This window comes from Pseudomonas sp. Root71 (assembly GCF_001429045.1).
Classification (GTDB): domain Bacteria; phylum Pseudomonadota; class Gammaproteobacteria; order Pseudomonadales; family Pseudomonadaceae; genus Aquipseudomonas; species Aquipseudomonas monachiensis.
Genome location: NZ_LMHY01000029.1, coordinates 276,300 through 291,021 on the forward strand (window position 1 = coordinate 276,300; position 14,722 = coordinate 291,021).

Annotated in this window: 9 protein-coding genes and 2 pseudogenes; 1 reads left to right on the forward strand and 10 read right to left on the reverse strand. The window is 63.5% G+C overall.

All coding sequences use genetic code 11. From position 1 onward, the window contains the following. Window positions 1-86: 86 nt before the first annotated feature. Entirely contained in the window at window positions 87-1,667 is a 1,581-nt protein-coding gene (peaA, locus tag ASD95_RS25095; RefSeq protein WP_056722680.1) for a quinohemoprotein amine dehydrogenase subunit alpha, read from the reverse strand. Window positions 1,668-2,181: 514 nt separating this feature from the next. On the opposite strand from peaA, the gene ASD95_RS25100 reads away from it, so the two are divergent. Continuing rightward, entirely contained in the window at window positions 2,182-3,672 is a 1,491-nt protein-coding gene (locus tag ASD95_RS25100) for an aldehyde dehydrogenase family protein (protein WP_056722682.1), read from the forward strand. A gap of 89 nt (window positions 3,673-3,761) precedes the next feature. Here the strand turns inward: ASD95_RS25100 and qhpG are convergent, their stop codons facing one another. The 9 genes and pseudogenes from qhpG to ASD95_RS30460 form a co-directional block, all read right to left on the reverse strand. Continuing rightward, entirely contained in the window at window positions 3,762-5,057 is a 1,296-nt protein-coding gene (gene qhpG, locus ASD95_RS25105) for a flavin-dependent monooxygenase QhpG (protein WP_056722684.1), read from the reverse strand. Further along, on the reverse strand, window positions 5,054-5,731 hold the full coding sequence (gene qhpE / locus ASD95_RS25110) for a subtilisin-like serine protease QhpE (RefSeq protein WP_056722686.1): 678 nt from the start codon (window positions 5,729-5,731) through the stop codon (window positions 5,054-5,056). The genes qhpG and qhpE overlap by 4 nt, the downstream gene beginning before the upstream one ends. Beyond that, entirely contained in the window at window positions 5,721-7,439 is a 1,719-nt protein-coding gene (locus ASD95_RS25115) for an ABC transporter ATP-binding protein (RefSeq protein WP_056722688.1), read from the reverse strand. Before ASD95_RS25115 ends, qhpE begins: the two co-directional genes overlap by 11 nt. Next, window positions 7,439-9,343 (reverse strand): sigma-54-dependent Fis family transcriptional regulator, encoded by a 1,905-nt coding sequence (locus tag ASD95_RS25120; protein WP_056722689.1) that lies wholly within the window; start codon window positions 9,341-9,343, stop codon window positions 7,439-7,441. Before ASD95_RS25120 ends, ASD95_RS25115 begins: the two co-directional genes overlap by 1 nt. Before the next feature lie 234 nt (window positions 9,344-9,577). After that, window positions 9,578-10,603, reverse strand: a complete 1,026-nt coding sequence (locus tag ASD95_RS25125) for a histone deacetylase family protein (protein WP_056722691.1) — start codon at window positions 10,601-10,603, stop codon at window positions 9,578-9,580. A gap of 70 nt (window positions 10,604-10,673) precedes the next feature. Next, window positions 10,674-11,903: a Zn-dependent hydrolase gene (locus ASD95_RS25130; RefSeq protein WP_056722693.1), complete on the reverse strand. Its 1,230-nt coding sequence runs from the start codon at window positions 11,901-11,903 to the stop codon at window positions 10,674-10,676. A 22-nt stretch (window positions 11,904-11,925) separates the two neighbouring features. Beyond that, window positions 11,926-13,236 carry an MFS transporter gene (locus tag ASD95_RS25135; protein WP_056722695.1) on the reverse strand — a complete coding sequence of 437 codons (1,311 nt, stop codon included), beginning with the start codon at window positions 13,234-13,236 and terminating at the stop codon, window positions 11,926-11,928. Window positions 13,237-13,626: 390 nt separating this feature from the next. Beyond that, window positions 13,627-13,908, reverse strand: a pseudogene (locus ASD95_RS30020) (calcium-binding protein); the annotation flags it as partial. A gap of 1 nt (window position 13,909) precedes the next feature. Continuing rightward, window positions 13,910-14,721: pseudogene (locus ASD95_RS30460) on the reverse strand (calcium-binding protein); the annotation flags it as partial. Window position 14,722 lies beyond the last annotated feature (1 nt).

A 14,722-nucleotide genomic window follows, 5' to 3' on the forward strand; every position in this document is an offset into this window, starting at 1 on the left:
CTGTGCAGGCCCCGCTTGGCGGGGCTTGCGGTCATTCCAAAAAGTGTCTGTAGCCTTGAAGCTGTGTTAAGCCAAGGACAGCCAACTCATGGAATCGGTGGATTGTTCCAGCGTTGCACGGTGACGATCATGTGGCCTTCGCCGGTCAGGGATTGCCCTGCGTCGTCGACGGCGGCGATCACCTTGAGGTTGCCGGCATTGTTGGTGGACATCTTGCGCGCCGGGTTCGGCCCGGCATCGCCCGGGGTGAACACGCCGGTGTCGGCCTGCATGGTGCCGGCAAACTTGACGTCTTCGTCTTCCTTGGCGCGGTCGTCGAAGGCTTCGACCTTCCACTGCGCCGGGAACACGCCGATGCGATATGGCTTGCCGTCGGAGCCCTTGCCCCAGGCTTCGGCGTCAAAACGGCCCTGGACTTTCGGCGTCGAACCACCGCCCTCGCCGATCCGTGCCACCGAGAATTCCGGCACCACCTTGACCGAGGCGATCTTGCTGTACACCGACAGGCTCGGGCCTTTCAGCGTGCCGACACTGACCGCGCGCACGCCCGGCTGGGCATTGGCCGTCGCCTTGAGCTTGACCTTGATCCGCTCGGGGCTTTGCTCGACCACTTCGAGCACTTCCACGCCTTTGCCGAAGTCCGGCTTGCCGGTCAGGCCGCTGCCGATCAGGGTGACTTCGGTTTCGCTGCCGGCCTTCACATAGCCCGGCTGCACCGCCAGCAACCGCTGGGAGCCCTGTTTGGCGGCGACGAAGTCCAGACCGCGCTCATCGTGCTCGGCCTCGAACATCCGGCCCTGCATCGCATTGCCTTGGGCGGCGAACACCTGGCGCATGATCACGCCGTCGATCGTCACGTTGCCGCGCCATTCATAGCCGGTGTAGAGAATCGCGCTGCCGTCGCCATTGAACGGCGTGCCGTCGGCGTATTGGCCTTTGACGCTGACCTTGAAAGTGTCGCTGCCGTCGGCGGTCACGCTCATCACACCGGCCAGTTCGCCCTTGCCGGGCAAGTGCCCGCTGAAGCTCCAGTCGCCCACCAGCGCCTCGCTTTTCGGCGCCGCGCCCTGCCATTTTTTCCAGGCCGGGTTATCCAGCGGATAACGCTTGGCCAGCAACGGCACCATCTCTTTACGGGCCAGATCGAACCAGTCGCGGTCACGGGACAGCGCCTGGTACTCCAGCGACGGCCATTGGCCGAGGTGGAAGTTCACCAGGCGTTCCCACTCCTGGGCCGGACGCCGTTGCAGGGCGACCCGCGCACCGGAGTGGCAGCGGCCGCACATCTGGCTGGTTTGGTCGTCGAAGTGTTCGACGGTGTTGAGTCGCCGCTCCAGCGCATAGCGCACGCCGTCGGTTTCGCTCGGCGCAAGGCCCTGGGTATCGGCCAGGTATTTGACCAGCGTTCGGCGGTCTTCATCGCTGATCTGCAAACCGTGCATGGTCTGCATCCGGGCGATGCTCATCAACCAGCCTTCCGGCGTTTTGCGCTGGTGGCTGATACGGCTCAGGGCGTTATCGGCTTCGGGGGTGTGACAGCCCTGACAGGTTTCCTTGAGGATGGTCTGGGCGTCGCGGGCTGCCAGGCTATGAGGCGAATGCAGCGCTACACAAGCGGCTACGGCCAGCAGGCTGGCGCTCATGCCTGATCGGAGTTTTCTCTTCATCAACGTCGAACCTCGCACGGTGCGTTCTTATTGTTGTGGCTTATCGTTTTTATGGTTTCTGCCGTCGGCGGTGAACCGCTGACGGAGGCAAGAGAAACGTCTGCGATGAGCAATACACGGAGCGTGCCAGCTTATGAATATTTCAATGAATCAATGACTTGCCGATAAAAGCCGGTGTTTTGCCAATCGTGTCGTCTGCGTTCCACGTTCAATTTCGCGACAACTGTTTCAACCTGAGACAAGCATAGGATCAAGATCAAAGGATCGCAGCCTGCGGCAGCTCCTACAGGTGAACGTTGCTCCTTCTGTAGGAGCTGCCGCAGGCTGCGATCTTTTGAACTTCACCATGCGTCACCGGCGTCTCACTGCGTCGCAATTTGCGACGCATGCTCCCCCTTTTTACCTTGGGTCCATAACCCGCAAGCCCCGCTAAACCGGCTCTTGCCTCCCAATAAACATAACTGGCACAACCGTTGCGAATGACCTCGCCACACGAACAAGACGAGGTTTCATCATGTCGCTCCCAAACCTGCTTCCCGCCACTTCGGCATTCATCCAGCGTGCCCCGAGCATGCTCATCGGCGGTGACTGGGTCGAGGCCGCCGATGGCCAGACCATGCCCCTGCACAACCCGGCCACCGGTGAGGTGTTGTGCGTGGTGCCACGGGCAACGCCGGAAGATGTCGACCGTGCGGTCCTCGCCGCCCGCCAGGCGTTCGACGATTCGGCCTGGACCCGCACCCGCCCCCGGGAGCGGCAGAATCTGTTATGGAAACTCGCCGACCTGATGCAGCGCGACGCCGAGCTGCTGGCGCAACTGGAATGCCTGAACAACGGTAAAAGCGCGGCGGTGGCCCAGGTGATGGACGTGCAACTGGCCATCGACTTCCTGCGCTACATGGCCGGTTGGGCGACTAAGATCGAAGGTTCTACGGTTGACGTGTCGGCACCGCTGATGCCCAACGACCAGTTCCACAGTTTTATCCGACGCGAAGCGGTGGGTGTGGTCGGCGCCATCGTCGCCTGGAACTTCCCGCTGTTGCTGGCCTGCTGGAAACTCGGTCCGGCCCTGGCCACCGGTTGTACCGTGGTGCTCAAGCCCGCCGACGAAACCCCGCTGACCGCGCTGAAACTCGCCGAGCTGGTGCTGGAGGCCGGTTATCCCGAAGGCGTGTTCAACGTGGTCACCGGTACCGGCATCACCGCAGGTTCGGCCCTGACCCACAACCCGCTGGTGGACAAGCTGACCTTCACCGGCTCCACCGCCGTGGGCAAGCAGATCGGCAAGATCGCCATGGATTCCATGACCCGGGTCACCCTGGAGCTGGGCGGCAAATCGCCGACCATCGTCATGGCCGACGCCGACCTGAAAACCGCCGCGGCCGGGGCCGCCAGCGCGATCTTCTTCAACCAGGGCCAGGTCTGCTGCGCAGGTTCCAGGCTGTATGTGCAGCGCAAGCATTTCGACAATGTGGTGGCGGACATCGCTGGCATCGCCAACGCCATGAAACTCGGCAACGGCCTGGACCCGAGCGTCGACATGGGGCCGTTGATCTCGGCGCGCCAGCAGGAGCGCGTCTACGGCTACATCGAAAAGGGCCGGGAAAGCGGCGCGACCATCGCCTGCGGTGGTGAGCAGTTCGGCCCGGGGTTCTTCGTCAAGCCGACGGTGATTGTCGACGTCGATCAGAAGCACTCACTGGTGCAGGAAGAAATCTTCGGGCCGGTGCTGGTGGCCATCCCGTTCGATGACGAGGCCGATGCCCTGCGCATGGCCAACGACAGTCCGTATGGATTGGGCGCGAGCATCTGGTCCAACGACCTGGCGGCGGTGCACCGGATGATTCCACGGATCAAGTCCGGGTCGGTGTGGGTCAACTGCCACAGCGCCCTGGACCCGGCGCTGCCGTTCGGCGGCTACAAGATGTCCGGGGTCGGGCGTGAGATGGGGTATGCGGCGATCGAGCATTACACCGAGTTGAAGTCGGTGTTGATCAAACTGTGAAACAGTTTTTGTAGGAGCTGGCGAAGCCTGCGATCTTTTGATCCTCGGTACGTTTGAGGCAGCCAAAAGATCGCAGGCTTCGCCAGCTCCTACGGTTTGAATCCCTGCCCCATCAACCAACTCCTGACCATCCTTCCCTGTTCAGCCGTCAACCCGGCCAACACCTGCTCAGCCGATTCACTGCGCAACCGCCGCACCAACGCCGCCACCTCAACCCCATGCACATGCCAGATGCCCAACGGCTGGTCCGCGGTGATCACCACCTCGACCTCATCGACCAGCCCATCACGCAACACCGGCGCCCGCTCAATCCTCAACCCATTGAAATCCGCCTCGGCATGGGCCACCTCGGCGTCCGGCCAGTTCCGTCGCGCCTGCCAGAACGGCTGATCCGGCCAGCGCTGCTCATCGGCATAAAAATCCCGGCCGATCCGGGCAAACCGCAAAAACAACTGTTCCACCCGCTGCTGGTGAAAACGCTGGGCCAGAGCCGCCCGTTCGGGTTTGCACAGCAGCGTGTTGATCACCGCCGGTGCCTGCAACGCCGAAGACAGGGACTGAAAGATCCCGTTGCCCGACAACGGGTCCACCGCCATGGCCGCATCGCCGACCCGAATCCAGTTTTCGCCACACACCTGCGGGCTCAGAATCGCTGTGCTGCTGCGGGCGTGCAGCTGTAGATCAGCTTCCGTTTCGCCGGCAAAAAATGCCGTGGCAAGCTTCGAACCCTGGCGCCGCTGCTGGCAGTATTCGAGCAACATGGCCTTACCCGGCAACCCGGCGCTGGCCACGTCCACCGTCCATTGCCAGTAACACTGGCCGTCGGCGCGCCGCGCCATCCATGCCCAGCCGTCCTTTAGGCTTTCCACGGCGCTGGCGGTGCTGCCCGGCGAGCCCTGCCAGCGATTGAGCAGGCTGACCGTCTCGGGCCCACGCATGCCCTTGCCGATAGCGGGGGCCTGACGTCCTCGGGCTTCCACGAGAAACGGCGCGAGCAACGATTCGCGGCCGTCGATTTCGATTCGATGACCATTGGCCGATGACTGAACCGTCAGCACCCGGCCTTCGATCAGCTCGACCCCCGCCAGGTGCAAATCCTCACGCAGGCCTCGATCAAAAACCGGACGGTCGAGCAAGTATTCGATGTTCTGCGCGTGGTGTTGGCCATTCCAGCTCACCTGGCGTTGAGAAGGCAGCGTCGCCTGCGCCAACGCCTGATGCAGGCCCGCGCCGCGCAAAGCCTCCAGCACCCGCACGGACACGCCTTCGAGCGCCGCAAACCGGCGCCATTCGCTGATCAGCGTGACGCCATGGCCCAGTCGCCGGAGTCCCAGCGCGACAGCGGCGCCGGCTGGCCCGGCGCCCAGAATGACGATGTCGGTCATGGTCCGAAACGCCGTTCAGGGCCACGGTAGCGGGCATGGTCGCGCAACCACTCGATGACTTGCGCGTTGCTGGCGTCAGGCTGTTCGGCGAGGAACCCGGCGATGTGCCCGCTCAAGGCGGCACAACCGAGACTCGCCCCGGACTGCCCCGGGTAGGTGCCATGCACACAGGCGGCGAAATCCGCCTGGGCGCTGTTGAGCCACGACCATTCCTGCTCGGCGCACCGCGCATCGCCGGTCACCCGCACCACCTGCGGATAGTTTGCCGGAAACACGCCTTCGCCCTGGGCCGGGCTCGACGCACACAGCAACACGCCCCGCGCCACCGCCGCCGCGCAGGCCGCGCGCAACAGGCTGCGATCCTGGCGCAGGCCAAGGCTCAGATTGATCAGGCGCACGTTCTGCGTCAGCAGCCAGTCAATCGCCGTGGCGATCTGCAAGGCGCTGGTGACACCGCGCTGGTCGAACACCTGCGCCACGCAAAACAGTGCCGAGGGTGCTCGCCGGCCGATCGCCTCGATCACCGCGCTGCCATGCCCCAGCGGATCTTCGCGCAAGTCGCCCTCGGCCAGGCCGTCTTCAAGCAATGAAAAGCGCCGGCCGGCGATCACTTGCACCCGTTGTGCCGCCGAGTGGCCGCTGTCCACCACGCCAATGCGCAACTCAGGTTTCATGCAGCACCGTTTTCGAGGTCAGCACGCCGTCGAGCAATTCGAAGCGCAGATCGGCATCGGCCAGGGTTGAGGGGCGATGGCTGATCAGGATGCGCGTACGCCCGGCAAACAAGCGGTCGATGGCGTCGATGACTTCGCGCTCGGTGGCCTCATCCACCGCGGACGTGGCTTCATCGAGCACCAGGATCAAAGGGTCTTGCAACAGCGCCCGGGCAATCGCGATGCGTTGCTTCTGCCCACCGGACAACTGCTGGCCCCGCTCGCCCAAGGGGCTGTCGAGACCTTCGGGCAAGGACTCGATAAGGCTGTCGAGTTGCGCCAGTCGCGCTACGTCGGCAATCGCCTCGCGGCTGGCATCCGGCACCGCGTAGGCCAGGTTGTCGGCGAGGCTGCCGCGAAACAGCACGATGTCCTGGCTGACGATGGCGATGCGCCGACGCAACTGGAACAGGTCCAGTTCGCGCAGATCGACGTCGCCCAGCAGTACCCGGCCCGATTGCGGATCGTGATGACGTTGCAGCAGATCGATCAGGGTGGATTTACCCACGCCCGAGCCGCCGCTGAGGGCCACTTTCAAACCGTAGGGAATCCGCGCTTCGATGCCACGCAGGGTCAATTGGCGGCCGGGATGGGCGAAGTGCACGCTGTCGAACCACAGATCGCCGCCAGTGGGCATCGCCCGTGGCATGGCGGGTGTCAGCACGGTCGGTTGTTCGCCGCGCAACTCCATGACCCGGCCGAGGCTGACGGTCATCCGCTGGATCGCGACGTAAAGCCCGAGCAGACTCTGCACCGGCCCCACGGCCATGCCCAGGTAGGTGGAAAACGCAATCAGGGCGCCGAGTTGCCAGGTGCCCTGCACCACCCAGTAACCGCCGATCAAGAATGCGCAGGCCCGGGACAGCGAGGTCAGGGTACCGGGCACGGCCTGGGTGAAAAACTCGGTGACTTGCAGGCGCAGCAACTGACTCATGTAGCCTTGCCCCAGCGTCTCGAGGCGCCGTGCTTCGCGTTGCTGTTGACCGGCGGACTGGATGAACTTCATCACCGGCAGGGTCTCGACCATGAACGACGACATGTCCGCCGAACGCTCGCGCAACTGCCGTACATCGCGCTCGACCTTGCGCCGCATCCAGCGCAGCCAAAGGACATCAAGGGGAATCAGCACCAGGGCCAGCAGCGAGAGTTTCCAGGACAAGGTCAGCAGCATCGCCACGGCCACCACCAGGCCGATCACGCTGGACACGGCCGAGAACAGCGAGTCCACGGCAAAGCGCTGGATTTCCGCGACGTCACCATCAAGGCGCGACATCAGGTCACCAATGCGCCGCTGGCCGTAAAAGCTCGGCGACAGGGTTTGCAAGTGTCGGTACAGGTCATCGCGCAGGGCAAATAGCATGCGCCCGGACAGGCGCGTGTGCAGGTAGCGGTTGATGCCCGAAAGCGCCGTGCCCAACAAGCCGGCAACGATCATCAGCCCGGCGATCAACACCAGCATCGGGAAGTTGCGCGCCAACAGCCCATCGTCGATCAGCAATTTGGTCAGCCACGGTTGCACCAGCACCAGCGCCGAGGCGCAGACCGACAAACCCAGCAGCCCGGCAATCGCCAGGCGATGGGGTCGCACAAAGCTGTACAGCCAGCGCAGTGACGCTTGCAGCGCCTCGGGGTTCTGGCTGTCGATCAGCCGAACGATCAGGCGCTGCATCACGAACGCAACTGTTTGAGCTTGCGATACAGGGTCGCGCGGCTGATGCCCAGGGCGTCGGCGGCGGCCGAGACGTTGCCTTGGTGCGTGTCCAGGGACTGACGAATCAGCTCCAGTTCGTTTTCCCGGATGCTGCCGGCCTGGGGCCGTTCGCTGGCGGTCAACTCGTCGAGCATGCTGTCGGGCAAGTGGTCGAGGGTCAGCACGGTGTCACCCGGTTCGCGCATGGCCAGCGCGGTGCGCAGGACCATCTCCAGTTGGCGGATGTTGCCCGGCCAGTGATAGCCGCTGAGCAAGCGATCGAGATCATCGTGCAGGACCACGGCGGGTGCGCCCAGTGTCGTCAGCATGCGAGTGACCAGCGCGCCGAAATCCTCGCGTTCGCGCAGGGCCGGGAGCATCACGCTGATGCCGTTGACCCGGTAGAACAGGTCCTCGCGAAAGTGTTTTTCTTCCACCAGACGCTTGAGGTCGCGGTGGGTGGCGCAGATCAGCGCGACGTCGATGTCCTGCTCTTCGCCAGCGCCCAGGGGCGCGACCTTGCGATCCTGCAACACCCGCAACAACCGGGCCTGCAAGGCCAATGGCATGTCGCCGATTTCATCGAGGAACAAGGTGCCGCCATGGGCCTGCTGCAAGCGCCCGACCATGCCGCCCCGGCGTGAACCGGTGAACGCGCCTTCGCGGTAGCCGAACAGTTCCGACTCGATCAGGCCTTCGGGAATTGCCGCGCAGTTCACCGCCACGAAAGGTTTGTCGCAGCGCGCTCCGGCCATGTGCAGGGCGCGGGCAATGACCTCTTTACCGGTGCCGGTTTCGCCCAGCAACAAGACCGGCAACTCATTGGCCAGACCTTGACGGGCCATGCGCAAGGCACGGGCGTAGCGGGTATTGCTGCCGGCCAGCGCCTCCAGATCCGGTGGCGCCTTGGGTGTTTTCGCCGCGGTGCGCGGCGGGCTGCTGACGTTGATCGAGCGTTGCGGCGCGCGCAGGGTCTTGTAGAAGAACTCACCCTTGGCGGTCTGCAGACTGCCGGCCCCGCCCTGATGCAGACGCGCCAATAACTGCAGGCCATCGACGCCGAGAAACTCCTCGCAGCGCCGACCGATCAGGGCCGAGCGCTCGGCGTGAAGCAACTGGCAGGCCTGGGCGCTGACCGCGAGGATCTGCCCGCCGAGGCTCACGGCCAGCAGGCCTTGCCACGGGGATTCCAGGTATTGCCTGCGGCTGTGGAAAGCGAGGACGATTTCGTCCGGATAGCTTGAGTTGAAGATGCGGCTTTCGATCTGGCTGACCGCCATGGCCAGCAGTGCAGTGCTGTCGTGGGCTCGGCCGAGCGGGCCTTCGCGGGTCAGGTCGAGGACGCCAAGAATGTCGCCCTGGGGGCAATGGATCGGCACCGACGTGCAGGAAAAATCACTGAGGCGGTCCAGATAATGTTCGCCGCAATCGATCAGGGTCGGCCGGGCTTCGACCAGTGCCGTGCCCAGGGCGTTGGTGCCGCGCACCGCTTCGCTCCAGCAGGCGCCGAGGGTGATGTCCTGCAGGCCACTGCCCTTGAGACGGTCGGCACGGCCTTCGACGGCGAGGATGGTGGCGTCGGAGTTGGCGAGGATGATCAGCCCTTCCTTGCCCTGACGCTCGGCCAGGTAATCGATGGCCGGCAGCGCGGCGTCGATCAGCAAGCGGTTGCTGGCCAGCAGCACGTCGAGGCTGGCACTCGATTCCAGCGCCAGCTCATGCTTGGCATTGAAATGCACGCCATGGCTCAGGCTGCGCCGCCACGAGGCATCGATTTCCGCACGCAGGACGCCATCCGGCACTTCGCCTTCCAGGTGCAGCTTTTCCCGGGCCAGCCGGGCTTCGCGATGCAGTTTGGGGGAGTTTGTTTTTATTGGCGTCATCAAGCGCTCCGGGTCATCCACCCTGCGCCTTCATGCGTCGGCGCCCTGGAGCAATCTTTACGTTAACGTCAGGGCTATGGCAAGTGCCGTAGGGCGCTTATGGACCGCGTTATCGTTCATCGCGAGCAAGCTCGCTCCCACAGTTGACCGAGGTGAACCGCATATTTGCGTTCAACACCGACCAGTGTGGGAGCGAGCTTGCTCGCGATAGCAATCCTCCAGACGCTGTCAAACTCAGAGCTGCCAAACCTCAGGCCCGACAAAAAACGCCTTGGCATTATCCTCCAGACTCTCCAGGTGATACCCGCCCTCCTGCACGATCAGGCACGGCAACCCCAGGCTGCGAATTCGCTCACCGAGCACGCCGAACCCTTCGCGGGTCACCGCCACCTTGCTCTGCGGGTCCAGTTCGAAAATATCGAAGCCCAGGGACAGCACCAGTACCTCGGCGCCAAAGTCCGTCACCGCCTTCAGCGCCACCTCCAATTGCCCGAGAAAATCCGCCTCGCTGGCGCCATGGGCCATCGGCAGGTTGAGGTTGAAACCCTCGCCCGCCCCGACACCACGCTCATCGGCAAAACCTGCGACGCCCGGATAGAAGTTGGTCGGATCGCCATGCACCGAGACGTAGAGCACGTCTTCGCGATCGTAGAAAATCTCCTGAATCCCCTGGCCGTGGTGCATGTCGGTATCCAGCACCGCTACCCGCGAGAACCCGGCACGCAAGACCTGCGCCGCCACCGCCGCGTTGTTCACATAACAGAAACCACCCGCTGCTTCGGCCCGGGCGTGATGACCCGGTGGACGGCACAGGGCATAGGCTGCCGGCTCGCCATCGAGCAATGCCCGGGCGCCGGCGATGGCGCTTTGCGCCGACCAGTAGGCCGAACGCCAGGTCTGCTCGCCCACCGGGCAGCTGCCATCGGCCAGATAGCACGCGGCTTGCGCGAGAATCCCGCGCAGGGCATTGGGCTCGCGGACAAAGATGTTCGACATCACTTCGTCGCCCCAATCCTCGGGAATCTCTTTCCAGCGCTGATGGGCCTCCTGCAAGAACCTCAGGTACGGTGCGCCGTGCACCGCCAGCAGCGGATCGAACCCGGCATCGACCGGTTGCTCGACCTTGAAACCCAATGCATGAGACGCCTGCACCAGGCGCTGCGCACGCTCCGGCACTTCCTGCGGCGTACGCATCTGGCCACGGGAGTAGTAACTGCGAGGATGGTGGAGCAATTGTTCGGGGTGGAAAAAACTGCGCATGGAGTGATTACCTGTCAGTTAACGAAAATCTTGAAACCGGACACGCACTACTGTGGGAGCGGGCCTGCGTTCAGTCGATTTTTTCGGCGCGTGCCAACACCGCGTTGAGCAGCACATCTGTGCCCTGGCGCACATCCTCGGGCAGCACATCTTCGGCTTCGTTGTGGCTCAGGCCGCCCACGCACGGGATGAACACCATGGCCGTCGGGCAGTACCGCGCCAGGTGGATCGCGTCATGTCCGGCGCCGCTGACGATCGATTGCTGAGCGTAGCCCAGGGCGTCCACGGCCTGTTGCACCGCCGCCACGCAGTCCGCGTCGAACGGTGTCGCCGGACTGATCCAGTGCGGGGTGATCGCCAGTGTCAAGCCGCGAGCGTCGGCTATCGCCTGCAGCCGCGCACGGACTTGTTGCTCCATGGCCTCGATGGTTTCATCACGGTGATGACGCAGGTCGACGGTGAAGTTCACCAGACCCGGAATGGTGTTGCGCGACGATTTGTTGATGCTCAACTCACCGACCGTGGTCAGGCCTTCGGGGGCGAAGTCCGCCGCCAGGCTTTCGATGGCCTGGATCATCTGCGCCACACCGTACAGGGCATCCTTGCGCAGGGGCATCGGCGTGGTGCCGGCGTGGGCCGCCATGCCTTCGACCCGTACGTCGAGCCAGCGAATCGCCTGGCCGCCGCTGACCACGCCGATGCTCTTGGCGTTGTCTTCGAGGATCGGCCCTTGTTCGATGTGGGCTTCAAAGTACGCATCCACCGCGCCGCCCAGCGGGCGCTCGCCGGCATAACCGGTGCGTTGCAGCGCCTCGGCGACGCTGATGCCATCGATGTCGCGCACCGCCAGCGCGGCATCCAGCGCCATGATGCCGGTGAACACCGCCGAGCCGAACATCGCCGGGGTGAAGCGCGCGCCTTCTTCGTTGGTCCACACCGCCACCTCCAGCGGCTTGCGGGTCTGGATGCCCAGATCGTTCAGGCAACGCACCACTTCCAGGCCGGCGAGCACGCCGTACACGCCATCGAACCGCCCGCCTTCGGGCTGGGTGTCGAGGTGGCTGCCCATCATCACCGGTGCTGCGTCAGGGTCGGTGCCGACGCGGCGGGCGAACAGGTTGCCGATGGCATCCACGCTCAGGGTCATGCCGACTTCGCGGCACCAGTGGGCAAAGAGTTCGCGGCCGGCCTTGTCCTCGTCGCTCAAGGCCAGGCGGCAGCTGCCGCCACGGGTGGTGGCGCCGATTTCGGCCATCGCCATCAGACTCGCCCAGAGGCGTTCACCATTGATCTTCAACATGTGTTTCTCCAGGAAATTCAGCTCAGGCCTTGGCCAGTTCCATACGTTCAGCACTGGCATGGCGACGGGCAAGGGACAGCACACACAGCAGCGAAGTCGCGGCAATCAGGCTGTAGAACACCGCCATCGGCCACCACTGGCCGGCGAATCTGTGCGCCAGCATCGTGCCGATCAGCGGCGTCAGGCCACCGGCCAGCGCGCCGCAAATCTGGTACGCCAGGGAAATCGCGGTGTAGCGCACACGGGTCTCGAACATACCGCTGACGTAACCGGCAATCACCGCGTAGAACGACGCCATGCACACCACCGCCAACGCAATGCCGAGGATGATCAGCGGCGCCTGGGCCGAACTGACCAGCACGAACATCGGGTACGGCGAGGCCATGGCCAGCAGCGAGACCAGGCACAGGAAGCGGGTCGCGCCAATCTTCTCGGCGACCCAGGCCGCCAGCGGCTGAATGCAGAACTGGATGATCGCGACGACGAACAGGCACTCCAGGATCAATGAGCGCGGCAGCTCGAGTTGCTGGGTGGTGTAGGCGATCATGAAGGTGTTGGTGAAATACACCCCGGCGATCCCCAGGGTGTTGGCGCCGATGCACAGCAGCAATGGACGCCACGCTGTGCGCAGCACTTCCATGACCGGCGCCTGCTCCTTGCGCTGGCTTTTGCCGGCCTGCTCGCGGCTGGCAAGAAACTCCGGCGATTCATTGACCCCCAGGCGAATCGCCAGGCCCACCAGCAGTAACAGCGAACTGGCGAGGAACGGCAAGCGCCAGCCCCAGCTCATCAGGTCCTCTTCCGGTAACCGGGTGACGGCGCTGAAGGCCAGCAGCGACAGGATCAAACCCGCCGGGCTGCCCAGTTGCGCAAACGAGGCGAAGAAATTGCGCCGGCCTTTCGGCGCATGCTCGCCGGCCATCAACACCGCACCGCCCCACTCGCCACCCACGGCGATGCCCTGGACGATACGCAGCACAATCAGCAGCACCGGCGCAGCGGCGCCGATTTGCCCGTAGGTCGGCAGCAAACCGATGCACACCGTGACCACGCCCATCATCAACAAGGTGATGATCAGCGACTTCTTGCGGCCGATGCGGTCACCGATATGACCGAAGACAATCCCGCCCAACGGCCGCGCAAAGAAACCCACGGCAAAGGTGCCGAAAGCGGCCATGGTGCTGAACAGTTTGTCGTCGGAGGGGAAGAACAGCGCGCCGAACACCAGCGCGGCGGCGGTGGCATAGATGTAAAAGTCGTACCACTCGATCATGGTGCCAATGAAGGCAGCGGCTGCCGCACGGCGCGGCTGGGACGAAGCGGGAGGCTTCATGGGGGGACTCCTTTGGTTATTTTTCTGGCAGGAGAGAAACGGCAAATCCTCGGCGCTCTGGCGGCGCCGGTCTGGGGATGATTTTTCGTTTCGGGACCATGATTAGTCAATTTTCTATTTATTATTCGAAGTATTACTACAACTTATAATCGAAGGTGGCAGCCAAATGCGGCGTGCAACGCCCAGGCGTAGGCGTTCAGCAGAAAGTAAACGATGTCACCAGCATCCAGGATGTGCGAACCAAACCATGAGTCTGGTGCCACAACCTGCACCTGCGTGAGATTTCGGCACCCATGCAGCAAGCCGCCCTGGCTGAAAAAAAAGGGAGGGCATCCAATGCCCTCCCCCTCCGTCGTCCACACGCTCCCTGCGACAGTCCTTGCCAGGACCTCAAGAGGCCAGAATGAAGTCTGTGGCCGAGATGGTGTTTGGATCCCCCACACCTACCAGGGTGATGTTGCCAGCCGCGAAGCTGAGCATCGTATCCGCACCGAGATCAACGATGTTGAAACTGCTGCCAAAGGTCGCCGCCGTGATGTTGAGCGCGGCGATATTGAGCAGATCCTGGCCTCCGGCCGCGTCGGTATCGAAGCCGAGGATCCGGTCATTGCCGAAGCCCGCGGCGAACACGAAGATATCGTCGCCATTAGAAGCAACCATCGTGTCGTTGCCNGCCGCGTCGGTATCGAAGCCGAGGATCCGGTCATTGCCGAAGCCCGCGGCGAACACGAAGATATCGTCGCCATTAGAAGCAACCATCGTGTCGTTGCCAGCCCCACCGGCAACGCTATCGCTGCCGGCACCACCATCGAGGAAGTCGTTGCCGGCGCCACCCAGCAATGTGTCGTTGCCGTCGCCGCCGAAGAGGGAGTCATTTCCCACCCCACCGGTGATGGCGTTGTTCGACGCGTTGCCGCTGCCAACGAAGTTGCCGGCTCCGGTGTGGAGCAGATGCTCGAGATTGGTGCCCAGTGTATAACTGGCCAGCGACGTCTGTACGGAATCCGCACCCTCACCCGTCGCCTCGACCACCAGGTCGAAGGCTGAATCGACGATGTAGCCATCGTTGCCGACTCCGCCCACCATCCGGTCATTACCCGTACCGCCACCAGGTCGAAGGCTGAATCGACGATGTAGCCATCGTTGCCGACTCCGCCCACCATCCGGTCATTACCCGTACCGCCAGTGAGGATGTCGTTGCCCAGACCACCCAGCAATGTGTCGTTGCCGGCTCCACCGTTGAGGGTGTCATTACCCACCCCACCGGTCATGACGTTGTTCGACGCATTGCCGGTGCCGACGAAGTTGCCGGTTCCGGTGTAGAGCAGATGCTCGACATTGGTGCCCAGTGTGTAACTGGCCAGCGACGTCTGTACGGAATCCGCACCCTCACCCGTCGCCTCGACCACCAGGTCGAAGGCTGAATCGACGATGTAGCCATCGTTGCCGACTCCGCCCACCATCCGGTCATTACCCGTACCGCCAN